The organism is Herbaspirillum rhizosphaerae (assembly GCF_001189965.1).
GTDB classification, from domain to species: Bacteria; Pseudomonadota; Gammaproteobacteria; order Burkholderiales; family Burkholderiaceae_D; genus Herbaspirillum; species Herbaspirillum rhizosphaerae.
The window spans coordinates 194,767-219,711 of sequence record NZ_LFLU01000001.1 but is presented as its reverse complement, the minus strand read 5'-3'; the positions used below and the strand labels follow the sequence as shown (position 1 = coordinate 219,711).

Here is a 24,945-nt window from a genome sequence, read left to right as displayed (position 1 = left end):
GAAATCAGGCGTCGCTTTTTTCCAGCATGTAGCCGAAGCCGCGGATGGTGCGAATCGCCACGCCGGAGCCTGCCGTCTTGGTGCGGATACGCGAGACATAGACTTCCACCGCATTGAGCGTCACATCTTCGCCCCAGGGCAGCACGGCGTCGATGATCTGCTGCTTGGACACCACGCGCGAGGCTTGCTGCATGAGGTATTCCAGCACCGTCCATTCACGCACCGAGAAGTCGACCTTCTTGCCGTCGATGGTGGCGCGCTTGGAGGAGGTGTCGAGCGACAGGCCGCCGATGGTGAGTTGCGTCGGCTGCGGGCTGCTGCGGCGGATCAGGGCCTTGATACGTGCAACCAGTTCCGGCGTGGCGAAAGGCTTGACCAGATAATCGTCGGCGCCCAGTTCCAGGCCGTGCACGCGGTCAGGGATCGTATCGCGCGCGGTCAGCAGCAACACCGGCATGTTGCTGCCGCGGGCGCGCAGGCGTCGCACGACTTCAAAGCCGTCCAGCCCCGGCAAGCCGATATCGAGCACCAGCACCGTGGCCGTATAGCGTTGCAACAAGGCATCGGCATCGGTGCCGTTATTGACCGTATTGACGCTCAGGCCATGCGATTTGAGCATGCGCGACAGACCATCCGCCAAGACCAGGTCATCTTCCACCAGCAGAACATTCATATATCAGGACCAGATTGAAGGTAAAACTGCAATGTGCAGCAGGAAATCATTGCCTGCCGGCGAGCAGCAGGGGTTGGTATTGTAGCGCTCCCCCGCACCACTAAATTGCCACTCTATCGGATAGACCCCGCTTTATTTGTGCCATTTTGACTACAGTCAGCAAATAGTCAGCTTTACGTCAGCCCGTCGACAGGCCAGCACTTTAGTCTAGCGCTCAACCAGCAGGAATGAGAATCGAAATCATCTACAAAAAGATGAATACGTCGCTTCCGCACCTATTTTAGCCAGCCAAACGGGACTTCGTCCGTCGTAGCCAGCCACTCCAATCTGTGACTAACCTAACGATAACGACCACATGAACCGTCTCACGCCGATCGCTGCCGCGCTTGTCGCGCTGTTTGCAGCACCTGTTTCCGTCCACGCCCAAACGACTTCGCCGACTGCTCCCTCGTCTTCCCTGAAGGAAGTCGTGGTCGAAGGCCAGCGCGACGACTTCAACACCGGCACCACGGCCATCACCAAACTGCCTGCCGACCTGCACGACGTGCCGCAATCGGTGGTGGTCGTGAACAAGGCGCTGATGCAATCGCAAGGCGCGACTTCCCTGTCCGACGCCCTGCGCAACGTCGCCGGCATCACCTTGGGCGGTGCCGAAGGCGGCCAGATCGGCAACAACATCAACCTGAACGGCTTCTCGGCGCGTACCGATATCTATCTGGACGGTTTCCGCGATCGCGGCCAGTATTACCGCGATACCTTTGCCATGGATGAAATCGAAGTCCTGATGGGACCATCCTCCATGCTGTTCGGCCGCGGTTCAACCGGCGGCGTGATCAACCAGGTCACCAAGAAGGCCAACCTCAAAGAATCGACCGAAGTCTCCGCCTCGGTCACCAGCAACGGCCTGGTGCGCACCACGGTCGACCACAATCAGCCGCTGACTGATACTTCAGCCTTCCGCATCTCGGCCATGCTGCAAGACGGCGCAGCATCGACGCGCAACCAGACCAATGTGCAGGATTTCGGCGTGGCGGCATCGTACGTCAACGGCATCGGCACCTCTACCGAAGTCACCTTGTCGGCGCTGATCCAGCATAACCACGACCAACCCGACTACGGCCTGCCGCCGCTGAACGGTCATCCGGTCAATGTCGACCGCAACACCTCCTACGGCCTCAACAGCGACCGCACCGACCAGGACGTGGTGTCGCTCAATGCCGGCATCAAGCACAAGATTACGCCCGATGTGACCATCCGCAACCAGACCCAATTCAACTGGGTGCACACCAATGCCGTAGAGACGGCGCCGAATACCATCGGCACCGTCTCCGGCACCGGCTTTACTGCACTGACCGGCGCCGCCAGCAGCCTGCCGCTGTCGAGCCTGTATGTGCGCGCGCAAAGCCATGACCGCAACATCCAGGATTACTCGATCTACAACCAGACCGAACTGTCGGCCAAGATCAATGCGCTGGGCTTCAAGCACGAATTGCTGGTCGGCCTGGAAGTCGGCCATGACGGTTACGACAACCAGGCTTATTACCGCAACGGTTCCTGCAACGGCGTCGCGCTGACTGACGCGACCACACCGACGTCGGGTTATGCCGACTGTATTTCCGTCGTCAGCCCGACCTACAGTGCCGCCGGCGCCAACGTCGTCAGCCAGGCGGGCAATCGCCAGGGCGGCAGCGCCAACACCATCGCCACCTATTTCAACGACACGATGGAGCTGAGCAAACAGTTCAAGCTGGTCGGTGGTCTGCGTTTTGACCGCTACGTCGCCAGCATCACCAACTCGCTTAATTCCAGCAACACGCCGGCCGCTGCAAAAAATACCGCGCTGGCCAGCGCCAATCAGACCGTCAACTTCCTCAGCGTGCGCGCCGGCGGTATCTGGCAGCCGAGTGCGGCCCAGTCTTACTACCTGTCGTACGGCACCTCGTTCAATCCGTCGCTGGAGCAACTGACCGGCACTGCGGGTCAAACCAATCTGGATCCGGAAAAGAACAAATCCTACGAACTGGGCGGCAAGTGGGATCTGGCTGAAAACCTGTCGACCAATGCCGCGATCTTCCAGATCAAGAAGGAAAACGCGCGCAGCCAGGTCAGCACCGGCGTGTACGAATTGCAAGGCACCGTCCGCGTCAAGGGTGCGCGTTTGGGCGCTACCGGCCGCATCAACAAGCAATGGCAGGTCGCCGCCGGCTACACCTATCTGGATGCGCAGGTGATCAGCGCCTCAACACTGGACAACACGCTGGGCAAGATTCCCGTCAACACGCCGAAGCATACGCTGACCACCTGGACTACCTACGACGTCGTGCCGCACTGGCAAGTCGGCGGCGGTGCGACTTATATGTCGCAACGCTATGCCACCGCGGCCGATACGGTACAAGTCGGGGGCTATGTACGCTGGGATGCGACGCTGGCTTACACCCAAAAAGACTACGACATTCGTTTCAATCTGTTTAACCTGACCAACAAAATGTATTACGATGCGCTGATCCAGTCCGACGGCGGACGTTCGGTGCCGGGCACCGGCCGTACCGGCATGATCTCGGTCAACTATCGTATGTAATCTGAAGCAAGAGGAAGAAATCCATCCATGCTGATCGCCATCCCCAAGCTGCTCGACGCGCAACAACTCAACGCTGTACGTCAGCTATTGGATCAGGCGGGACCGGCATGGGTGGATGGACGCGTCACGGCGGGCTATCAAGGCGCCGCCGTCAAGTACAACCAGCAAATCGACGAGCGTTCGGACGTTGCCCTGCAATGCCAGCGCATCATCCTCTCGGCGCTCGAACGCAATCCCCGCTTCATCAGCGCCGCCCTGCCGAACATGGTGTATCCGCCGATGTTCAACCGCTACAGCGAAGGCATGACCTTCGGCGCGCATGTCGACGGCAGTGTCCGCATCGACCCGCATAGCGGACGCAAACTGCGCACCGACATCTCCGCCACGCTGTTCCTGTCCGATCCGGCCAGCTACGACGGCGGCGAGCTGCAGATCCACGATACCTACGGCCTGCATACCGCCAAGCTGGAAGCCGGCGACGTGCTGGTCTACCCGGCCACCAGCCTGCATCAGGTGACACCGGTCACGCGCGGGGTGCGTACCGCCTGTTTCTTCTGGGTGCAAAGCCTGGTGCGCGACGACGGCCAGCGCAGCATGCTGTTCGACATGGACAATGCCATCCAGACGCTCAACCAGACCAATGCCGATGAAGTGGCGCGGCGCACGCTGGTCGGCTGCTATCACAATCTGTTGCGCCAATGGGGCGATACCTAATCGCTCGTCAGTTGAAGTAACGCGGATCCATCCGGCGAAACACCCACGCCGACAGCAAGGTCACCACGCCGACGCAGACGAAGGTCAGCGTAAAGCTCCACTCCCTCGCCCACGCCACGCCGTCGAGCCCGCTCAGCATGGAGCCGGCAATGGTCACGCCCAGGCCCAGCGCCAGCATCTGCACCATCGAGAACAGGCTGTTGCCGCTGCCGGTATCCTTGCTGCCGAGTCCCTTGAGCGTCACGCTGTTCATCGCGGCGAATTGCATCGAGTTGCACACGCCGAAAATCGCCAGTTGCACGATGCCGACCCAGATCGGCCATGTCGGCGTGATCAGCGCAAACGAAACAATGGCGGCGCCGACCAGCACGGTATTGATCAGCAGGAAATTTTCATAGCCGAAGCGGCGCACCAGCGGTGCGATCCAGGGCTTGGCGATGGTGCCGGCAATCGCCGCCGGCAGCAGCACCAGGCCGGCATGCAGAGGCGAAAAACCGAGCTTCACCTGGAGCAGCAAGGGCAGCAAAAAAGGCACTGCCGATGAACCGATGCGGCACACCAGGTTGCCGATCAGGCCGACGCTGAAATTGGGCTCCCGGAACAAACCCAGCCGGAACAGCGGCTGCTCATCGCGGCGCGCATGCGCCACATACAGCCACACCGTCAGCACCGACACCCCGAACAGCCCGGCGCTCCACCATGCGCGATGCTCGTCCATCGGCACGTCCAGCGCCAGCGAGAAGGTCACCATGCAGGTCGACAGCAGCGCGCAGCCGAGCATGTCGAAACGCGGCGGCGACGTGATTTTTTCAGCAGGCAGGAAGTAATGCACGGCAAACATGCCGACTACGCCGACCGGTACATTGATCAGAAAAATCCAGTGCCAGCCGATGGTCTGCGACAGCCATCCCCCCGTCACCGGCCCCACCACCGGACCAAGCTGCCCCGCAATCGAGATGAACGCCAGCGCTGAAATGTATTGCGCTCCCGGCACGCTGCGCAGCACCGCCAGACGGCCGATCGGCAGCAGCATGGAGCCGCCGACGCCCTGCACCACGCGCGCCAGCAGCAACTGCGACAAGGAGTGGGCGTTGGCGCACAGCAGCGAGCCGAGCACAAAAATCAGAATCGCGAGGAAATAGACGCGGCGTGTGCCGAAGCGGTCCGCCAGCCAACCGGAAGCCGGGGTCAGCGACGCCATCGTCAGCGTGTAAGAAACCACCACAGGATGCATCGCCAGCACCGGCTCGCCGAGACTGGCGGCCATGGACGGCAATGCGGTGTTGACGATGGTGGTGTCCAGCGTCTGCATGAAAAAGCCCGATGCGACGATCCACAACAGGGCTTTTTGAGAACGGGAAGAAGTAAGCGGCATGGAAGAGAATTTTATCGTCCCTGCCCGGGGCCTGCACAACTATCCGAAGACAATCCGGAGATTTACCGTCGGCAGGCCCGGAAAGACATCATCAGAATGCTGCAGGACGCCATTTCAGCAGGCGTTTTTCCAGCGAAGTCAGCAGATAGTCGGCGCCCAGCGCCACCACCGCCAGCACGATCATCGCCGCAAACACGCCGCTGGCGTTGAACGCGCCTTGTGCTGTCGAGATCAGCAGGCCGATGCCTTGCTTGGAACCGAGGAACTCGCCCACCACGGCGCCGACCAGCGCGAAGCCGAAGCTCACGTGCAGGCTCGCGAGGATCCAGCTCAGCGCCGACGGAATCACCACCGCCGTCGTCACCTGGCGACGCGACGCGCCGAGGATCTGTGCATTGGCGATCATGTAGCGGTCGGCTTCACGCACGCCCTGGAAGGCATTGCCGAACACCACGAAGAACACCATCACCACCGCCAGCGCCACCTTGGACGCCATGCCCAGGCCCAGCGCGATCACGAAGATCGAGCCCAGCACCACGCGCGGAATCGAGTTGGCGATCTGGATGTACAGGCTGAACACGTCCGACATCAGCTTGTTGCGGCCCAGCGCGATGCCGGCGATGATGCCTGCCACCGAACCGATGAGGAAGCCCAGCACGGTTTCTTCCAGCGTCACCATGACCTGCACCCACAGCGGGCCTTGCGAGGTGCCTTCCATGATCCAGTCATAAATCTGGATCACGATCAGCGACGGCTGCGAGAAGAAGAACGGATCGATCCATTGCATGGTGGCGGACAGTTCCCAGCCGCCGAGGATGATCACGAGAATCGCCAGGCGCAGCGAAATCACCAGCCAGTAGCGTTGTTTGATCTTGCGTTGCGCTTCGCGCTCGACTTCCGCGATCGCTTCCGGGCTCATGGCCCGGCTTGTATTTACTTGTGTCATGTTGCTCACCTGTTTTGTCGTTGATGTGGTGTAAGGAGCAGAAGATATTTCTGTTGAGAGTGATTATTTGATCTGGACTTCTTCGCGCAGATCGGACCAGATTTTTCTGGAGATATCGATGAAGCGCTGCTCGTAGCGCACTTCTTCCATCACGCGCGGACGCGGCAGATCGATCTGGTAAGTGCTCTTCAGCGTCGCCGGACGCGCAGTCAGCACATACACCTTGTCGGCCAGGGCAATCGCTTCTTCCAGATCGTGGGTGACGAACACCACCGAGCCGGAATGCGCCGACCACAGTTGCAGCAACTCGTCTTGCATCAGCGTGCGGGTCTGCATGTCGAGCGCGCTGAACGGCTCGTCCATCAGCAGGATTTCAGGGCTGTTGATGAAGGTCTGGGCCAGCGCCACGCGCTTGCGCATGCCGCCCGACAATTGGTGCGGATAGTGGTCGCCGAACTTGTCGAGGCCGACGCGGCGGATCCATTCGTTGGCCAGTTCATAGGCCTGGTCCTTCGGTTTGCCGCGGAACAGCGGACCGGCGGCGACGTTGTCGCGCACGCTGCGCCATGGGAACACGGCGTCGTTCTGGAACACGAAACCGATGCGTGGGTCGATGCCGTTGACCGGCTCGCCCATCACGCGCACTTCACCGATGGTCGGCTTCAGCAGGCCGGTGATCAGGCTCAACGTGGTGGACTTGCCGCAACCGGTCGGGCCCACCACGGCGACGAATTCTCCGCGGGCGACGCTCATGGAAAAGTCGCGCAAGGCGACGGTGACATTGCCGTCGGCGGTGATGAAGCGGCACGACACGTTGTCCAGCTCGATGGCCGGCGTGTCGAGTTTCGCTGCTGCAGCTGGCTTGGCGGTGGCAGTTTGGTTCATGGAGGGCTCTTTCATCGTAATGACGTCAATTGCTGCAGAATTGCTGCGTACGAGCGATACCCGCGTATCCGTCCGGCTGAACGGATACGTCGGTTCGCATCATGGTGGAAACGGTTTTCTTAAGTCTTGTTCAAACTGATTACTTGACCAGGTTCACAAACTCGTTGGTATAGGTCTTGGACAAATCGATGTGCTTGCCCTTGACGTTAGGATTGAAACCGGACAGCACCGACAGCACTGTTTCAGGACCTCCCACCGGCATCTTGCCGTCGGCCGAATACATCGGCAGCGAGTTTTCCAGCGCCTGCACATACAGCGCCTTGTTGTTGCCGTAGTAATCCTTCGGCATCTTGTCGGCGATCTCTGCGGCGCTGTGGGTCTTGATGAACTTCAGCGTCTTGACGAAAGCGCGCGCCAGCTTGGCGGCCTCATCCTTGTGGCCGTTCAGCCAGTTGCGTTGCACGTACAGGCTGGAGGCCGGATACAAACCGCCCAGCGCCTTGACGGTGCCGTCCACCGAACGCATGTCGACCAGCACCTTGGCTTCGCCGGTCTTGAGCATTTGCGACACGGTCGGCTCGGTTGTCATGCCGGCGTCGATGCGGCCTTGCTTCATGGCAGCGATGAAGGTGTTGTCGGCACCGACCGGCAGCACGGAATATTCTTTCGACGTGATGCCATGGCGCGATGCCAGGTATTGCGTCAGGAAGTTGGTCGACGAACCCAGGCCAGTCACGCCCAGGGTCTTGCCCTTGACGTCCGCCATGCTCTTGATCGAGGCGGAAGCCTTGGTCGAGACCAGTTCCACTTCGCCCGGCACCTGGCCGAAGATCACGATCGCAGTGATTTCCTTGCCCTTGCTTTGCAGGTCGATGGAGTGATCGTAGAAACCGACCACGGCCTGCACGGCGCCCGCTAGCAATTCATTCTCGGCATCCACGCCGGCCGGCTGCGATTGCAGCTCGACGTCCAGGCCTTCTTCCTTGAAGTAGCCCAGTTGCTCGGCCAGTTTGGCCGGCAGGTAAACCATCTTGGTGATGCCGCCGACCATGATGGTGATCTTGCCTGCGGCGGACGCCGTGCCCGGCAAGGCCATCATGGTGGCGCCGGCCACGGCCAGCGAAATCAGTGTGCGACGAATGTTTTTGTTCATGAAGTCTCCCAGTTTGGTATTGGTATGCGTAATAAGGTACGCGAAATACAGGATCCGGTCCGAAACCCTACTTCACCTGATCGACGAATTCGTTGGTGTAGGTCTTCGACAAATCGATTTTCTTGCCCTTGATGTTCGGATTGAATGCGGCCATCACCTTGAGCACCACTTCGGCGCCCTCCGGCGGCATTTTGCCATCAGGCGAATACATCGGCAGCGAAGCCTTCAGCGCCTGCACGTACAGTTTCTTGTTGCCGCCGTAGTAGTCGGCCGGCATCTTGTCGGCAATCTCTTCGGCGCTGTGGGTCTGGATGTATTTGAGGGTATTCACGAAGGCGCGCGCCAGCTTGGCCGCTTCAGCCTTGTGACTCTGCAGCCAGGCGCGCTGCACGTAGACGGCCGACGCCGGATACAGGCCGCCCAGCGCGGCGCGCGTGCCGGCGGCGCTGTTCATGTCGACCAGCACCTTGGCTTCGCCGCTGGCCAGCAGCATGGAAGTGGTCGGCTCGGTGGTCCAGACGACATCAACGCGTTTCTGCTTGAGCGCGGCGATCAGGGTATTGCCTGCGCCGACCGGCAACATCGAATAGTCGCTGGTCTTGAGACCGTTGCGGCTGGCCAGGTATTGCGCCAGGAAGCTGGAAGAAGAACCCAGCCCGGTCACGCCGAGGGTGCGGCCCTTGAGATCGGCCATGCTGCGCACCTGCGTCGCCAGGTCGCTGCGCACCATCTCCATGCCGCCCGGGACCACCAGCAGCTGGGTAATGGATTGCACTTCCTTGCCCTTGCTCTGCAGATCGATGGAGTGATCGTAATAGCCGACCACCGCCTGCACCGCGCCAGCCAGCAATTCATTCTCGGCATCGACGCCGGCCTGCTGCGACTGCAGTTCGACGTCCAGGCCTTCGGCCTTGAAGTAACCGAGGTTTTCCGCCAGCTTGGGTGGGAGGTAGATCAGCTTGTTGATGCCGCCGACCATGATGGTGATTTTGTCGGCCGCCTGCGCTGCCGGCACTGCGGCCACGCTGACCATCAGTACAGCCGCTGCGGCTGCGGATGCGCCGGCGGCGCGGGTAAAGACGTTGGCAAACACATTGAAGCGTTGACGCATTATGATGTCTCCTGGTGAAGACCCGGACGGCGGATTCGTATCCGCTCAGCCAAGTCTGCTTATTATTAATATACTGGTCGCCATTCTAAGAACCGCAAACCTTCATCCAGCTTTCCAAATTTGCTGTTTTTCCCTTGCAGTGCAACAAAAATATAGGTCTTTTGCATGAAATTGCTGCTGATTGAAGACAACCCGCCCCTGGCGCATTGGCTCACGCAGATCCTCAAAGAGAACAAATTCAGCGTCGACGTCGCGACCGACGGCGAAATGGCTGACCACGTCCTGCACACCGAGAACTACGACGTCGTGCTGCTCGACCTGATGCTGCCCAAGATGAGCGGCAAGAACGTCCTGCGCCGCCTGCGCGAGCGGCACAACTCGGTGCCGGTGATGATCCTCACCGCCAGCGGCTCCATCGACGAAAAGGTCGAATGCCTGGGCGCCGGCGCCGACGACTATCTGGTCAAACCCTTCGAAGTGCGCGAACTGGTCGCGCGCATCAAGGTGCTGATCCGCCGCCAGACGCCCGACAAGGCGGCCGAGATCCATTGCGGCGACCTCAGCTACGACAGCAATACGCGCCAGTTCGCCATCGCCGGCAAGACCCTGGCGCTGCCTGCGCGCGAACATGACGTGCTCGAAATCCTCATGCTCAAGCAAGGCAAAACCGTCTCCAAGAATGCGCTGGTCAGCGGCATCTTCAATCTCTCGGAAGAGCCCAGCGCCGACGCCATCGAAATCTACATCTCGCGCCTGCGCAAAAAGCTGGAACCTTCGCAGGCGGCGATCATGACCTTGCGCGGTCTCGGTTACCTGCTGAAACAAAAAGATGATCGTTAGTCTGCGCCTGCGGCTGTTGCTGTGGCTGCTGATTCCCCTCACCGTCTACGTCGGCATCAGCACCAGCTACACCTATGACAGCGCGGTCACCAGCGCCGATCTGATCCAGGACCGCGCACTGGTCGCCTCTGCCCGCATGATGGCCGGACAGGTCACCTGGGAAGACGGCGCACCGGTCGTCAACATCCCGCCTGCCGCATTGGAAATGTTCGCTTCACCGAGTCACGACGAGGTCTACTATCAAGTACTGATGGACGACGAGACCTTGCTGGCCGGCCGTCCCGATTTTCCGGTCGATGTCGATTTTTCGTTGGTTGCGCCGGCGTACGCCACGACCTACTTCAACAACCAGCCATTGCGCGTGGTCAGCTATGTGCGCGCGCTGTACGACAACGGTACGCTGCGCATGGTCGCGGTATCCGTCGGGCAGACCATGCGCGGTCACCAGCAATTGCTGGACGAACTGTGGCGCCCCGCCCTGCACCGGCAAGTCATCATGCTGCTGCTGGCGATTGCGCTGGTGGTGGTGGGCCTGACGATGGAATTGCGCCCCATCCTGCGCGTCAAGGACGAACTCGCCACGCGCGAACCGAACTCGCTCACGCCGTTGCGCGCCGGTGAATTGCAGATGGAGCTGCGCCCCATCGTCGAAGCCATCAACCAATACATCCAGCGCCTCAACACGCAGGTCGCGGTGCAGAAACGCTTCATCGCCGACGCCGCACATCAGCTGCGCACGCCGCTGACGCTCATCGATTCCCAGATCCAGTTCGCGCGCCAGCTGGAAGATCCGCAACGCCTGGCGCAAGTACTGCAAGCCTTGCAGGACAGCAGCCGCAGCATGACCGACCTGACCAACAAGCTGCTGCAACTGTCGCAGGCGGAAGCCTCCAACAGCACCGCCTTCCCACGCCATCCGGTCGAACTGGTGGCGCTGACGGCGACGATACTGGAGGAAGTGGTCAGCCTGGCGCAACGCAAGCACATCGACCTCGGCATGGAAGCCGGCGTCGATGAAGCCTGGGCCATGGGCAGCCAGGCTCTGTTTTCCGGCATGCTGATGAACCTGATCGACAATGCGCTGCGCTATACGCCGGAACACGGCAAGGTGACCGTCGGCGTGGCGCTGAACGATAGCAGGGAAGTCGTGATCACCGTCGCCGACAACGGCCCCGGCATCCCCGCCGAAGCGCGCGAGCGCGTGTTCGAACGCTTCTACCGCAACGCCGCGCCGGACCAGCACGGCGCGGGGCTCGGCATGGCGATCGTGAAGGAGATTGTACAGGCGTCCCAGGGGACGATTACGCTGGGAACGGATCAGGATGGAAAGGGATTGACCGTGACGGTCAGGCTGCCGCTGTGCGATACGCCATCGCCGAGATGAACAAGGACAAGCACAAACGAAAAAAGCCAGCGCGAACGCTGGCTTTTTTGAATTCTGGTGGAAAGTGCAAGTTTCGAACTTGCGACCCCTGCAGTGTGAATGCAGTGCTCTACCCCTGAGCTAACCTTCCATTTTGCTGTCGCCACCTGCCGAACAGGCTTGGTGTGAAGCGGCCCGAATTATGACACAGAATTGACGAACCGGGCAAGCCGCTTGTCATTTTATGCAATTATTCTCAAACAATTTACGCCGGCGGCGCTTCTTCCGGGACTTTGCGCCAGACGCAAGTGCCTTTGACTTCCTTGTCCAACGTGTTCAGCACGGTTTCGTGCAGGTCCAGCTCGTCGTCGCTGGCGGCCACCACGATGACGTCTGCCAGCGGCGCCAGTTCCAGCATGGGCGAACCGTCTTCATTGTTGTCGCCGTCGGCCAGATCCATGGTCAGGCTGTTCTGGCCGCGTGTCATGGCCAGATAGACTTCGGCCAGCAGGGCCGCATCGAGCAAGCCGCCGTGCAGCGTGCGGTGGGCGTTGGAGATGCCGTAGCGGTCGCACAGGGCGTCCAGCGAGTTGCGGCGGCCCGGGTGCTGTTCCTTGGCCATCTGCAGCGAATCGACGATGTTGTCGACGTGTTCCTTGAACGGCGCCAGGCCCAGCAGCTTGAATTCGGCGTCGAGGAAGCCGACGTCGAACGGGGCGTTGTGGATGATGATCTCGGCGCCGCGCACGTAGTCGCGGAACTCGTCGGCGATGGCGGCGAACTTCGGTTTGTCGCTGAGGAACTCGGTGGTCAGTCCGTGCACCGCCAGCGCACCTTCGTCCGAATCGCGCTCGGGGTTGATGTAGAAATGCAGGTTGTTGCCGGTGAGCTGGCGGTTCAGCATTTCGACACAGCCGATTTCAATCACGCGGTCGCCGGTGCGCGGGTTCAGGCCGGTAGTTTCGGTATCGAGAATAATTTGTCGCATGGTGTGCTCCTGGCGTTCTTCAGCGGATCGTGTCTACGCCGCGATTGGCGAGCTGGTCGGCGCGCTCGTTGCCGGGATGGCCGGCGTGCCCCTTGACCCAGCGCCATTCGATCTTGTGCTGGGCCTGGGCGGCGTCGAGCGCCTGCCACAGGTCGACGTTCTTGACCGGCTCGCGCGAGGCGGTTTTCCAGCCGCGCGCTTTCCAGCCGTGAATCCATTCGCTGATGCCTTTTTGCACGTACTGGCTGTCGGTGTAGACGGTCACGTCGCAGCGACGGTTCAAGGCGCCCAGCGCTTCGATGACGGCTTTGAGCTCCATGCGGTTGTTGGTGGTGTTGTTTTCGCCGCCGCACAATTCCTTCTCGCGGCCGCCGGCGATCAGCAAGGCGCCCCAGCCGCCTTTGCCGGGATTGCCCTTGCAGGCGCCGTCGGCATAGATCTCCACTTTGTCCATCTCGACGTTGTCCATCTGTTCTTTGCTCATATTCATTTCTTCAGTTGCTTGGTTGTTGCCTGGTTGTTGCTTGATCCTGGTTCGCTACGCGGACGTCATCGACGGTCCGCGAAGGCGGCATTCTATTCTTTATGGATGCGATGGATGCGATTGGTGGCCGGCACGCCTTTCGGCACTTTCACTTTTTGCTTGCTCCAGGCCGGGCCGATCAGGCGCATGCCCTTGACGCGCTTGATCGCCTGCACGATGTAGACCGCGCCGAAATACGGCCACCAGCGGTCGCCGGCTTTTTCCATGAAACTGAACCGGTCCAGCCATTGTTGCGTGGCGCAGGGCGGCGCATAACAGCCGAAGTGGCCGCGATTGACTTCCATGTTGAGCAGTTTGAGCCAGTCCTTCAGGCGCGGCAGGCGGATGAATTCGCCGTCCTGCGGCAGGAAGTGCGCACCGGTCAGGCGGCCTGCCGCCTGCCGCATGCCCCACAGGCTGGTGGGATTGAAACCGCAAATGATGACCTGGCCTTCGGGAATCAGCACGCGCTCGACTTCGCGCAGCACCTGATGCGGCTCGACGCTGAATTCCAGCACGTGCGGCAAGACCACCAGGTCGAGGCTTTGCGTGGCGAACGGCAACTCGGAAAAATCATGCGCCACCACCAGGGGAATTTCGCGCCCTTCCTGCAATCCGGCTGAGGCTTCGGTCGGCAGGCAGTTGTCGGTAAGCCAGCGATACGGCATGCGGTTGGCTTGCAGCGCGCTGATCTGCGGCATGCCGATCTGCACGGCGTTGAAGCCGAAGATGTCCGCCGTCAGCGCGTCGAGGTGCTTCTGCTCCCAGGCGCGGACGTAATTGCCCATCGGCGTATGCAGCCAGGCGTCGAGGGCTATAATCGACTTGTCCAGATCCGTATCGATCCCAGCCATTACGCGAGCCCTCTTCCGACCATGCCAGTCCAGCCAGCCACTAGCTCCATCATTGAGCCAGCCGTCCCGAACGCATCATTGAATGTTTTAACTGTTCCCGCATTTGACGATAATTACCTCTGGTTGATTCATGACGGAGTCCATGCTGCGGTGGTCGACCCCGGCGATGCAGCGCCGATCATTGCCGCGCTCGATGCGCATGGTCTGACGCTGGCCGCTATTCTACTGACTCATCATCATGCTGACCATGTCGGCGGCGTGCCGGCGCTGTTGCAGCATACACAAGTTCCGGTCTACGGCCCCGCCGGCGAGGCGATTCCGACGATTACCCAGCCTTTGTGGGAAGACGATCTGGTGCATCTGGCCGACTTGTCGCTGGACCTGAAAGTGATCGACGTGCCCGGCCATACCAAGGGCCACATCGCCTACTACGCCGCGCGCCAGGGCTGGCTGTTCTGCGGCGACACCCTGTTTGCCGGCGGCTGCGGACGGCTGTTTGAAGGCACAGCGGCGCAGATGGTGGCGTCGCTGTCCAAACTGGCTGCACTGCCAGGCGCCACCAAAGTCTACTGCGCCCACGAATATACCCTGTCCAACCTGCGCTTCGCCCGCGAAATTGAGCCGGGCAACGAAGTATTGACCGCACGCATCGAAAACGAGCAGGCCAAACGCAGCCGCCACGAACCCACCGTACCGTCGACCATTGCCCTGGAGATACAGACCAACCCTTTTCTCCGCTACAAGGAAAAAGCGGTGGTCGCGCGCCTGCAGGAAGCCGGCCGCCTGCCCGCTGCGGCGTCACAAATTGACCCGGTGGAAACATTCGCCGCCCTGCGCGAATGGAAGAATAGCTACAAATAGGGCCAAATCCCGGTTTTTCGGTACAAATCCCAAGGGAATCAAAGGCTTAAGCTTTGTAACATTCGTCAATTTTTACTTGACGAGTGAAAAGGGGCTTACGTACACTCCGTTAATCTCCAAATCCATCGGCTTGCAAGCCGTTTTTAGATAAACACACGGTTTTGTCGTTTTTTAATAACAAAACCGGACAGAGCGCAGCTGCTCCGCATTTACTTTACCGCTGCGCTCTTTTGCGGCATCCCACACATACTTCTTAGCAGGAGGTGCAGTGAATCTAAAACGACCGATGAACAGACAACGCTTTCTTCAGCCTCAGGCACAGGATCTTGTACCCATGCAGCGAACATTCAAGAAATTAGCGATAGCCGCGCTTTTCTCTCTAGGTACTCCACTCCTCGTCCACGCCAACGACATCTCGATCTACCCCGCTCCCTTCAACGCCATCAATCCCAACGATCCTTCGTCCGCACTGCCGGGCATGGAAGACATCGACATCTGGGCGCGCATCCGCAAGGGCTTCGGCATTCCGAATCTGGAAAACCCGCTGGTCGACAATCAGACCCAGTGGTACAGCTCGCGCCCCGACTATATCCAGCGCACCACCGTGCGCGCCTCGCGCTACCTGTTCCACGTCGTGCAGGAACTTGAAAAGCGCGGCATGCCGACCGAACTGGCGCTGCTGCCGTTCATCGAGTCCGCCTTCAATCCGCAGGCGCTGTCGACCGCCAAGGCAGCCGGCATGTGGCAGTTCATTCCATCGACCGGCCGCGACTACAACCTGAAGCAAAACATGTTCACCGACGAGCGCCGCGACGTGCTGGCCTCGACCGATGCGGCGCTGACCTACCTGCAAAAGCTGTACGGCATGTTCGGCGACTGGCAACTGGCGCTGGCGGCCTATAACTGGGGCGAAGGCTCGGTGCAGCGCGCCGTGAACCGCAACCTGGCAGCCGGCCTGCCGATCGACTTCAACACGCTGTCGGCCCAGATGCCGAATGAAACCCGCAACTACGTGCCGAAGCTGCAAGCCGTCAAGAACATCATCGCCATGCCGGGCGACTACAACATCGATCTGCCCAAGGTCGACAACCAGCCTTACTTCGTCACCATCGGCAAGACCCGCAACATCGACGTCAAAGTCGCGGCCCAGCTGGCCGAATTGTCGCTCGACGAATTCAAGGCGCTGAACCCGCAATTCAACCGTCCGGTCATCATCGGCGGCGACGACACCAAGATCCTTCTGCCGGAAAGCAATGCCGAGAAGTTCAAGACCAACATGTCCAAGTTCACGCAGGCGCTGTCTTCGTGGACCGCGCATACCGTCTCCAGCGCGCGTGAACGCATCGAAACCATCGCCAGCAAGTTCGGCACTACGCCGGACATCATCCGCAGCGTGAATCAGATCCCGCCGAAGATGGTCCTGAAAGCCGGCTCGACGATTCTGGTGCCGAAGACCGAGACTTCGATCGAGACCGAGATCACGCCTGAAATTGCCGACAACGCCCGCCTCGCCGTGGCGCCTGACGTGCCCGACTTCAAGCGCATCTACGTGAAAGCCGGCAAGCGCGACACGCTGGCCTCCATCGCCAGCCGCTACCGCGTCAGCGTGGTCCAGATCAAGCAATGGAACGGCTTGCACCGCGATGTGCTGGCCAACGGCCAAAGCCTGCAATTGCAAGTACCTTACCAGCAAGCGCCTGCCGCCGGCCCGATCCGCGTGCGCCAGGTTATCCATGCGCCGGCTAAACCGATCCGCAAGGCGCCTGTGGTCGCCAAGAACAACGTCCGTGCAGCGCCGGTGCGCAAGACCGCCTCCAACGCGCCGATCACCCTGGCTTCCGAAAACGGCACTCGCCGCCGTTAATCGCTCTCCTGCGCAGGCCGGATGCGTTCCGGCCTGCCGCTTTTCTCCCCGCATCGCCCTCCCCGGCAATTTCCTCGCACCGCGTCGCGGACTCCTTCCTGCTCCTTTTTGCCGCAGCGCAAAATCAAATTCCTCTCGCATATCGTCATTGATATAGTCGTACCAAGTCGAAATTTTTTCCGATGAAAATTCTTGTCAACACGACCAGAAACTGCCGCGCCGCCGCATAAATCGTTTCGCCGACGACCTTCATTTCTGCGAATTCCGGTGCTATGATTCAGTCGCGCAAACGTTTGCGCATTGCTTGTTACTGCTCATACCGGCATTCGACCCATACGAAACCCGCCGCTTACAACACCATCTGGAGACTTTGATGAATACACGTATCCGCCTCAAGCTGATTGCCGCCACCGTCCTCGCCTGCGCGCTGCCGGCCTTGCCGGCCATGGCCCAGACCGCGGCCAAACCGAAGGTTGCGCTGGTGATGAAGTCGCTGGCCAACGAATTCTTCCTGACCATGGAAAACGGCGCCAAGGAACACCAGAAGGCGCACGCAGCGCAATACGACCTGATCGCCAACGGCATCAAGGATGAGCAGGACACCGCCAACCAGATCAAGATCGTCGAACAGATGATCGTCTCCAAGGTCAGCGGCCTGGTGATCGCACCGGCTGACTCCAAGGCGCTGGTGCCGGTGATCAAGAAGGCGATCGACGCCGGCATCATCGTGGTCAACATCGACAACAAGTTCGACGACGCCGCCCTGAAAGAAAAAGGCATCACCGTGCCGTTCGTCGGTCCGGACAACCGCAAGGGCGCCAAGCTGGTCGGCGACTTCCTGGCCAAGCAGATCAAGAGCGGCGACAAGGTCGCCATCATCGAAGGCGTATCCACCACCTTCAATGCACAGCAGCGCACACTGGGCTTCCAGGATGCGATGGGAGCAGCCGGCGCCAAGGTCGTGTCGGTACAGTCCGGCCAATGGGAAATCGATCCGGGCAACAAGGTTGCCGCCGCCATGCTGAACGCGCATCCTGACATCAAGGCGATCCTGGCCGGCAACGACAACATGGCGCTGGGCGCGGTTGCCGCCGTCAAGGCTGCGGGCAAGGCCGGCAAGGTGCTGGTGGTCGGTTACGACAACATCAACGCCATCAAGCCGATGCTCAAGGACGGACGCGTGCTGGCGACCGCCGACCAGTTTGCTTCGCAGCAAGCGGTGTTCGGCATCGAAACCGTCCTGAAGGCGCTGGCCGACAAGAAACCGCAAAGCAGCCTCAGCGGCACGGTGGAAACCAAGGTCCAACTGGTGACCAAGGACAGCAAGTAAGCCTCAACGGAAGCACCTGAAGTACAGGGCGGGATGACTATGCATCTCGCCCTGGCCGCAAGCCCGCATCACCGAACCGCACGAATTACCACACCTTCACGGTGGAGGCTGAATGTCCAACCCATCCCCTGCTCCTGCATCCGCATCTGTACCGGCATTGTTGTCGCTCGCCGGCATCGGCAAGACCTATGTCGAACCAGTCCTCAGCGAGGTCTCGCTGGAAATCCGGCCCGGCCAGATCCTGGCGCTGACCGGCGAGAACGGCGCCGGCAAGAGCACGCTTTCCAAGATAGTTTGCGGCCTGGTGCAATCGACCACGGGCGCCATGCTGCTCGACGGCCAGCCCTACCAACCGCGTTCGCGCACCGAAGCCGAACAGCTCGGCATCCGCATGGTGATGCAGGAACTGAACCTGATCCCGACGCTGAGCATCGCCGAAAACCTGTTCCTGAATCAATTGCCGCAACGCTTCGGCTGGATAGCCCGACCAAAACTGGCGGCGCTGGCGCAAGCGCAGATGGCCGCCGTCGGCCTGACCGACATCGATCCCTGGACGCCGGTCGGCGAGCTCGGCGTGGGCCATCAGCAGATGGTGGAAATCGCGCGCAACCTGATCGGCAGTTGCCGCCTGCTGGTGCTGGATGAGCCGACCGCGATGCTGACCAGCCGTGAAGTCGAATTGCTGTTCAAACAGATCGCGCGCCTGCAAGCCGAAGGCGTAGCGATCATCTATATCTCGCATCGTCTCGAAGAATTGAAACAGGTCGCCGACCGCATCGCCGTGCTGCGCGACGGCAAGCTGGTGTGCGACGACGCCATCGGCGGCTACAGCAGCGATGCGCTGGTGCAGTTGATGGTCGGCCGCGCAGCGGAAGCGGAACTCGATCTCGGCCACCGCGACATCGGCGCGCCGCTGCTGCGCGTGCGCAATCTGGGTCGCGGCAGCGTGGTTGCGCCGGCTTCCTTCGATTTGCGCGCCGGCGAAATCCTCGGCATCGCCGGTTTGATCGGCTCCGGCCGTACTGAACTGCTGCGCCTGATTTTCGGCGCCGACCGCGCCGACCAGGGCGAGGTCTTCATCGGCGACCAGACGCAGGCCGCCGACATCCGCTCGCCGAAACACGCGATCGCCGCCGGCATCGCCATGATCACCGAAGATCGCAAGAGCCAGGGCCTGCTGCTGCCGCAATCGATCGCCGTCAATGCCACCCTGGCCAAACTCGGCGAGGTCAGCAAGATGGGGCTGCTCGACGGCGATGCGGAAAGCGCGGTTGCCGAGGATTACATCAAGCGTCTGCGCATCCGCTCGCGCGACGGCGCTCAGGCAGCGGGAGAACTCTCCGGCGGCAACCAGCAAAAAGTCGTCATCGCGCGCTGGCTCTACCGCGACTGCCCGATCATGCTGTTCGATGAACCGACGCGCGGCATCGACATCGGCGCCAAGTTCGACATCTATAAATTGCTGGCCGACTTGTCGCGCCAGGGCAAAGGCTTGCTGATCGTTTCCAGCGACCTGCGCGAACTGATGCTGATCTGCGACCGCATCGCCGTGATGAGCGCGGGCAAGCTGGTCGACACCTTCGAGCGCGGCCAATGGAGCCAGGAAGCGATCCTGGCATCGGCGTTCAGCGGCTACATGAACTCGCCCTCCGCTGCTAGCGCTACCGCCACCGTTACGCTGGCGGCCTGACCGTGACGACACCCATACATGCAAACTCAGCAAAATCGACAAAGATCATGACCCATCCCAACCGCACCTTCTCCGTCTATGGCCTGTCCGCCGTCAAGAACTATCTCGGCCTGATCGGCGCCCTGCTCGCGATGTGCGTGCTGTTCGCTTTCCTCAGCGAAAACTTTCTCACGCTGGCGACCTTCAGCACGCTGTCCAACGACATTCCGACGCTGGTGGTGATGGCGGTCGGCATGACCTTCGTGCTGATCGTCGGCGGCATCGATCTGTCGGTCGGTTCGGTGATGGCGCTGGCGGCCTCGATCCTGTCGATGGCGATGGTGCGCTGGGGCTGGCCGCTGTTTGCCGCCGGCCTGCTCGGGATCCTGGTGGCAAGCCTGTGCGGCATGCTGACCGGCCTGATCTCGGTGGGCTGGCGCATCCCCTCCTTCATCGTCTCGCTAGGCGTGCTGGAAATGGCGCGCGGCATGGCGTACCAGGTCACCAATTCGCGCACCGAATACATCGGCAGCGCGGTCGATGGCATCAGCTCGCCGATCATTCTCGGCTTGTCGCCGGCCTTCATCGCCTCCATCGTTGTCGTGGTCGTCGGCCATCTGGTGCTGACACGCACTGTGCTGGGCCGCCACTGGATCGGTATCGGCACCAATGAAGAAGCGGTGCGCCTGGCGGGCATCAACCCGCGTCCGAGCAAGATTTTGGTATTTGCACTGATGGGCTTGCTGGCGGGCGTCGGCGCGCTGTTTCAGGTGTCGCGCCTGGAAGCGGCCGACCCGAATGGCGGCGTCGGCATGGAACTGCAAGTCATCGCAGCGGTGGTCATCGGCGGCACCAGCCTGATGGGCGGCCGTGGCTCGGTCATCAGCACCTTCATCGGCGTGCTGATCATCTCGGTGCTGGAAGCCGGCCTGGCGCAGATCGGCGTCTCCGAACCGATGAAGCGCATCATCACCGGTCTGGTGATCGTTGCTGCGGTGGTACTGGACACCTACCGTCGCCGCGGCGAGCGTTCAACCCACTAAGATATCAACGCGACCCACACCTCAATAAGAACATATGGCAACCATCAAAGACGTAGCGCGCCACGCCGGAGTGTCTTACACCACGGTGTCGCACGTGCTGAACAAGACCCGACCGGTCAGCATCGACGCCCGCGACCGCGTGCTGGCTGCGGTCGAAGCGCTGGCCTACGTGCCCAGCGCCCTGGCGCGTTCGCTCAAGAGCAACGCCACCGGCAGTATCGGCCTGATCATTCCCAACAACACCAATCCCTACTTCTCGGAAGTCGCGCGCGGCATCGAAGACAGCTGCTACGCCGCCGGCTACAGCGTCATCCTGTGCAACTCCGACGACGACCCGGCCAAGCAGCGCGACTATCTCAACGTGCTGCTGACCAAACGCTGCGACGGCCTGATCGTCGCCACGCTGGCGCAGACCGACGGCGAGCTGCTGCGCAAGATGAAGGTGCCGACCGTGCTGCTGGACCGCGCGCCGAAAGACATGGCAATCGATCTGGTAGCGGTCGACAACGCCGCCGGCGGTGCACTGGCGGCAGAACATCTGTTGTCGCTGGGACGCCGCCGCATCGCCTGTATCGGCGGTCCGGAGTGCCTGGACATTTCGTATGAACGTATCGCCGGACTGCGCCGGACGCTGCAAGACGCCGGCGTCGCCGTACAAGACCATCTGCTGAAATACGCCGACTTCACCAGCGCCGGTGGCTACACGGCTGCACGCGAGTTGCTGGCTTCCGGTGAAGCTCCCGACGCCATTTTCTGCTGCAACGACCTGATGGCCATCGGCGCATTGCGCGCGGCGGCCGAGCGCGGCATCGAGGTGCCGGATGCGCTGTCTATCATCGGCTTCGACGATATCGATCTGGCGCAGTTCGTGCATCCGCCCTTGACCAGCGTTTCGCAAAACACGCGCACACTGGGTCAGCTGACCGCGCAATGCCTGCTTGAGCGCATCGCCGATCCGGGCCGTCCGGTGCAGCGGCAAACCATTACGCCGCAGTTGCACGTGCGCGGCTCGACAGTGCGCACGCAAACGTAACAGTTTTTGATTTTTATTGATCTACCTACTTAGTCAGACGCACATGATAGTCATCATCGGCAGCATCAACATGGACCTGGTCTTGCGCGTGCCGCGCATGCCGCTTCCCGGCGAAACCATCACCGGCGGCCAGTTCCGCACCATTCCCGGCGGCAAGGGCGCCAACCAGGCCGTGGCCTGCGCGCGCCTGAGCGGCGACGGCATCAAGGTCGCCATGGTGGCCTGCCTGGGCGACGACGCCTTCGGCACGGAACTACGCGCCGCCTTGCGCCGCGACGGCATCGACGACAGCCATGTCGCAACCATTCCGGACACCGCCTCCGGCATCGCCTCGATTCTGGTGGACGACAACGGCCAGAACAGCATCGTGCTGGCCTCCGGCGCCAACGCCGAACTCAGCCCGGCGCATATCGACGCGGCGCGCGGCCTGATCGAGCAAGCCCGCATCGTGGTGTTGCAACTGGAGTCGCCGCTGCCGACCGTGATCCACGCCATCAGGCTGGCGCATGCGCTGGGCAAGACCGTGGTGCTTAATCCTGCGCCGGCGCAGGCCTTGCCGACAGAATTGCTGGGACAAATCGACTATCTGGTGCCCAATGAAATCGAGGCGGCCATGCTGGCCGGCGTGCCCACTACCGGCATCAATATCGACAACGACAGCGATGAACAGATCGCCGACATCATCGCGAAACTGCGCGCCAACGGTTCCAGCAACGTCCTGGTGACGCTCGGCGAAAAAGGCGTCTACGCCGCGCTGGCCGCAGGCTCAAGCCATTTCGACGCGCAAGCCGTCAAGGCAGTCGACACCACCGCGGCAGGCGACACCTTCATCGGCGGCTTCGTCGCTGCACTGGCGGAAGGCCGCAGCGAAGCCGACGCCATCGCGCTCGGCCAGCGCGCCGCAGCCATCAGCGTCGCACGCGTGGGCGCGCAAACTTCCATTCCGACGCGTCAGGAAGTTGCCGGCTGAATCATTGAAGTGGGAGACTGACATGAAGAAAACACCTTTGCTCAACATCGCCCTGTCGCAACTGATCGCCTCGCTCGGCCACGGCGACAGCATCGTCATCGGCGACGCCGGCCTGCCGGTGCCGCCCGGCGTGCCGCTGATCGACCTCGCGCTCACACGCGGCATACCCGGCTTCATGGATACCCTGCAAACTATCCTCGCCGAAATGCAGGTGGAACATCACGTATTGGCAGACGAACTGGCCGAGCGCAGTCCCCAGCTCGCGCAGCAGATCAGCTCGCTGGGTCTGGCGGGCAAGCAAACCCTGTCGCACGAAGACTTCAAACACCGCACCCGGCAAGCGCGCGCCGTGATCCGCACCGGCGAATTCACGCCTTACGCCAATATCATTCTGGTCTCGGGCGTGGCGTTCTGATTTACGCTTTGATTTAACTTTTCCCGATCGCCAGCACCGCCGACGAACGCACCTGCACCGCCTGACGCGCACCGTGAACGGTTTTCAGCGGCGCAGACTCGGCAATCTCGTAGCGATCTCCAAGCCGGAACACGCTGACCAGTTGCGCCAGCAACGCGGTCTGTTGCTGCATGGACGACGAGGCGCCGGCGGCCTCTTCCACCAACGCGGCATTTTGCTGCGTCGCCTTGTCCATCTGGCCGATGGCCTGGTTGACCTCTTCCAGGCCGTTGCTTTGCTCGCGGCTGGCGGCCGATATCTCGCCGACGATGTCGGTCACGCGCTTGACGCTGGCGACCATGTCCGTCATGGTCACGCCGGCCTGCTCGACCAGCACGGTGCCGGAGCCGACCTTTTCCACCGAGTCGCCGATCAGCGTCTTGATTTCCTTCGCCGCCGAGGCCGAGCGCTGCGCCAGTGTGCGCACCTCTTGCGCCACCACCGCGAAGCCGCGCCCCTGCTCGCCGGCGCGCGCCGCTTCCACGGCCGCATTCAAGGCGAGGATGTTGGTCTGGAAAGCGATGCCGTCAATGACGCTGATAATGTCGACGATCTTCTTCGACGATTCGCTGATGGAATTCATGGTCGCCACGACTTCGCGCACCACGTTGCCGCCGGCGACCGCGATGTCGGATGCCGAGGTCGCCAGCTGATTGGCCTGCGTCGCGTTATCGGCGTTCTGGCGCACGGTCGAGGTCAGCGCATCCATCGCCGAGACCGTCTCTTCCAGCGAACCGGCCTGCTGCTCGGTGCGCGACGACAGGTCGGCGTTGCCGGCAGCGATCTGCGATGAAGCGCTGGCGATCGCGGCGGTGCCGGAACGCACCTGGGAAACAATCTTCAGCAGGCCTTCGTTCATGTCGTGCAAGGCAGCCAGCAACTGGCCGGTTTCGTTACGGGCATCGACTTCGATCGTGCTGCTGAGATCGCCGTCGGCAACCGTGCGTGCAATCGCCACCGCCCGCGCCAGCGGTGTGGTGATCGACACGGTGGTGTACCAGGCGATCAGCGCGCCCAGCAACAAAGCCAGCAGCGAGATGCCGAGCAGCAGGTATTGCGTCTGCTGGGCGTCGGCGCCGGACGACTGCACGTTGTCCGTCATGCGTTGCTGCTGCAGCGCAATCATGCCGTCGATCTGTTCGAAGTAGCCTTGCTGCGCCGGCAGCACTTCGCTGAACAGCAACTCGGCGGCTTCGCTCTTCTTGTCTTGCAACAGCGTCTGGGCAAAATGCGTGCGCGCGGCGACGAACTTCTGCCGCGCCGCGACCAGTCCGGCGACGTATTGGCGGCCTTGCTCGCCGGCGGTGGTCTTGTCGATCTCGTTGATGGACGCCACGATCACGCGCGCGCCGGTCTCGATGCTGTCCAGCTCGGCCTTGATCTTGACCGGATCGCTGATCAGCAAGGCGTTGCGCATGCTGATGACGGCTTCGTTGACCTTGTCCTTGATCCGATGCGCCAGGATGGTCTTGGGATACAGATCGCTGTTGGTCATGCCGATGTTCGCGTTGAGCGAAGCGATGCGGCCATAGGTGAGAAAAATCACCGCCAGCAGCAGCACGGCGATGAAGCCGAAGCTGATGGCGAGCTGATGCCCGATACGGAGTTTCCTGAATGTCATGACGTCCCTTCAATGATGGCGCGCGATCCCGGTCGAATGTCCCCGAATTCTGAAAATATCCGCGGCAAAGCGCCGCTCCGGTCTCAGGTAGACGAAC

Annotated in this window: 22 protein-coding genes and 1 tRNA gene; 12 read left to right on the top strand and 11 right to left on the bottom strand. The window is 61.3% G+C overall.

Annotation, left to right across the window (positions count from 1 at the left end):
• Positions 1-4 precede the first annotated feature (4 nt).
• Positions 5-673: a response regulator transcription factor gene (locus AKL25_RS00945; RefSeq protein WP_007880395.1), complete on the bottom strand. Its 669-nt coding sequence runs from the start codon at positions 671-673 to the stop codon at positions 5-7.
• Between the two features lie 355 nt (positions 674-1,028).
• Here AKL25_RS00945 and AKL25_RS00940 point away from each other — a divergent pair, with 355 nt between their 5' ends.
• Positions 1,029-3,251: a TonB-dependent receptor gene (locus tag AKL25_RS00940; RefSeq protein WP_050475776.1), complete on the top strand. Its 2,223-nt coding sequence runs from the start codon at positions 1,029-1,031 to the stop codon at positions 3,249-3,251.
• A gap of 27 nt (positions 3,252-3,278) precedes the next feature.
• Positions 3,279-3,965 carry a Fe2+-dependent dioxygenase gene (locus AKL25_RS00935; RefSeq protein WP_050475775.1) on the top strand — a complete coding sequence of 229 codons (687 nt, stop codon included), beginning with the start codon at positions 3,279-3,281 and terminating at the stop codon, positions 3,963-3,965.
• 7 nt (positions 3,966-3,972) lie between these two features.
• Here the strand turns inward: AKL25_RS00935 and mdtD are convergent, their stop codons facing one another.
• The 5 genes from mdtD to AKL25_RS00910 form a co-directional block, all read right to left on the bottom strand.
• Entirely contained in the window at positions 3,973-5,340 is a 1,368-nt protein-coding gene (gene mdtD / locus AKL25_RS00930) for a multidrug transporter subunit MdtD (protein WP_050475774.1), read from the bottom strand.
• A gap of 91 nt (positions 5,341-5,431) precedes the next feature.
• Positions 5,432-6,286, bottom strand: coding sequence for an ABC transporter permease (locus AKL25_RS00925; protein ID WP_050475773.1), 855 nt, complete (start codon positions 6,284-6,286; stop codon positions 5,432-5,434).
• A gap of 63 nt (positions 6,287-6,349) precedes the next feature.
• On the bottom strand, positions 6,350-7,171 hold the full coding sequence (locus AKL25_RS00920; RefSeq protein WP_050475772.1) for an ABC transporter ATP-binding protein: 822 nt from the start codon (positions 7,169-7,171) through the stop codon (positions 6,350-6,352).
• Between the two features lie 139 nt (positions 7,172-7,310).
• The gene (locus AKL25_RS00915) at positions 7,311-8,324 is read right to left on the bottom strand and encodes an ABC transporter substrate-binding protein (protein WP_050475771.1); all 1,014 of its coding nucleotides are present in this window, start codon (positions 8,322-8,324) and stop codon (positions 7,311-7,313) included.
• 67 nt (positions 8,325-8,391) lie between these two features.
• The gene (locus AKL25_RS00910) at positions 8,392-9,435 is read right to left on the bottom strand and encodes an ABC transporter substrate-binding protein (RefSeq protein WP_050475770.1); all 1,044 of its coding nucleotides are present in this window, start codon (positions 9,433-9,435) and stop codon (positions 8,392-8,394) included.
• Positions 9,436-9,600: 165 nt separating this feature from the next.
• Here AKL25_RS00910 and AKL25_RS00905 point away from each other — a divergent pair, with 165 nt between their 5' ends.
• Together AKL25_RS00905 and AKL25_RS00900 are read left to right on the top strand one after the other, a co-directional pair.
• The gene (locus AKL25_RS00905; protein ID WP_050475769.1) at positions 9,601-10,275 is read left to right on the top strand and encodes a response regulator; all 675 of its coding nucleotides are present in this window, start codon (positions 9,601-9,603) and stop codon (positions 10,273-10,275) included.
• Positions 10,265-11,659 (top strand): sensor histidine kinase, encoded by a 1,395-nt coding sequence (locus tag AKL25_RS00900; RefSeq protein ID WP_050475768.1) that lies wholly within the window; start codon positions 10,265-10,267, stop codon positions 11,657-11,659. The genes AKL25_RS00905 and AKL25_RS00900 overlap by 11 nt, the downstream gene beginning before the upstream one ends.
• A 55-nt stretch (positions 11,660-11,714) precedes the next feature.
• On the opposite strand, the gene AKL25_RS00895 is transcribed toward AKL25_RS00900, so the two are convergent.
• From AKL25_RS00895 to AKL25_RS00880, 4 genes are all read right to left on the bottom strand, one after another.
• Positions 11,715-11,789, bottom strand: a tRNA-Val gene (locus AKL25_RS00895).
• 114 nt (positions 11,790-11,903) lie between these two features.
• The gene (dnaQ, locus tag AKL25_RS00890) at positions 11,904-12,626 is read right to left on the bottom strand and encodes a DNA polymerase III subunit epsilon (RefSeq protein ID WP_050475767.1); all 723 of its coding nucleotides are present in this window, start codon (positions 12,624-12,626) and stop codon (positions 11,904-11,906) included.
• 19 nt (positions 12,627-12,645) lie between these two features.
• The gene (rnhA, locus tag AKL25_RS00885; RefSeq protein ID WP_050476092.1) at positions 12,646-13,080 is read right to left on the bottom strand and encodes a ribonuclease HI; all 435 of its coding nucleotides are present in this window, start codon (positions 13,078-13,080) and stop codon (positions 12,646-12,648) included.
• A gap of 122 nt (positions 13,081-13,202) precedes the next feature.
• On the bottom strand, positions 13,203-14,003 hold the full coding sequence (locus AKL25_RS00880; protein ID WP_050475766.1) for a class I SAM-dependent methyltransferase: 801 nt from the start codon (positions 14,001-14,003) through the stop codon (positions 13,203-13,205).
• Positions 14,004-14,024: 21 nt separating this feature from the next.
• Between AKL25_RS00880 and gloB the strand changes: the two genes are divergently transcribed.
• The 8 genes from gloB to rbsD all read left to right on the top strand — a co-directional run bounded on the left by gloB (position 14,025) and on the right by rbsD (position 23,188).
• Positions 14,025-14,864 (top strand): hydroxyacylglutathione hydrolase, encoded by an 840-nt coding sequence (gloB, locus tag AKL25_RS00875; RefSeq protein ID WP_205627191.1) that lies wholly within the window; start codon positions 14,025-14,027, stop codon positions 14,862-14,864.
• A gap of 334 nt (positions 14,865-15,198) precedes the next feature.
• A complete protein-coding gene (locus tag AKL25_RS00870; protein WP_050475764.1) occupies positions 15,199-16,728 on the top strand; it encodes a transglycosylase SLT domain-containing protein in 1,530 nt (509 codons plus the stop codon).
• Positions 16,729-17,101: 373 nt separating this feature from the next.
• Positions 17,102-18,058, top strand: a complete 957-nt coding sequence (locus tag AKL25_RS00865) for a sugar ABC transporter substrate-binding protein (protein ID WP_050475763.1) — start codon at positions 17,102-17,104, stop codon at positions 18,056-18,058.
• A 112-nt stretch (positions 18,059-18,170) separates the two neighbouring features.
• Positions 18,171-19,748 carry a sugar ABC transporter ATP-binding protein gene (locus tag AKL25_RS00860; protein WP_050475762.1) on the top strand — a complete coding sequence of 526 codons (1,578 nt, stop codon included), beginning with the start codon at positions 18,171-18,173 and terminating at the stop codon, positions 19,746-19,748.
• A gap of 47 nt (positions 19,749-19,795) precedes the next feature.
• Positions 19,796-20,770 carry an ABC transporter permease gene (locus AKL25_RS00855; protein WP_050475761.1) on the top strand — a complete coding sequence of 325 codons (975 nt, stop codon included), beginning with the start codon at positions 19,796-19,798 and terminating at the stop codon, positions 20,768-20,770.
• Positions 20,771-20,804: 34 nt separating this feature from the next.
• On the top strand, positions 20,805-21,803 hold the full coding sequence (locus AKL25_RS00850; protein ID WP_050475760.1) for a LacI family DNA-binding transcriptional regulator: 999 nt from the start codon (positions 20,805-20,807) through the stop codon (positions 21,801-21,803).
• A gap of 43 nt (positions 21,804-21,846) precedes the next feature.
• A complete protein-coding gene (gene rbsK / locus AKL25_RS00845) occupies positions 21,847-22,773 on the top strand; it encodes a ribokinase (protein ID WP_050475759.1) in 927 nt (308 codons plus the stop codon).
• Between the two features lie 22 nt (positions 22,774-22,795).
• Positions 22,796-23,188 carry a D-ribose pyranase gene (gene rbsD, locus AKL25_RS00840; RefSeq protein WP_050475758.1) on the top strand — a complete coding sequence of 131 codons (393 nt, stop codon included), beginning with the start codon at positions 22,796-22,798 and terminating at the stop codon, positions 23,186-23,188.
• Between the two features lie 13 nt (positions 23,189-23,201).
• Here the strand turns inward: rbsD and AKL25_RS00835 are convergent, their stop codons facing one another.
• Complete coding sequence (locus tag AKL25_RS00835; protein ID WP_050475757.1) at positions 23,202-24,848, bottom strand: methyl-accepting chemotaxis protein; 1,647 nt, start codon at positions 24,846-24,848, stop codon at positions 23,202-23,204.
• Positions 24,849-24,945: the final 97 nt, after the last annotated feature.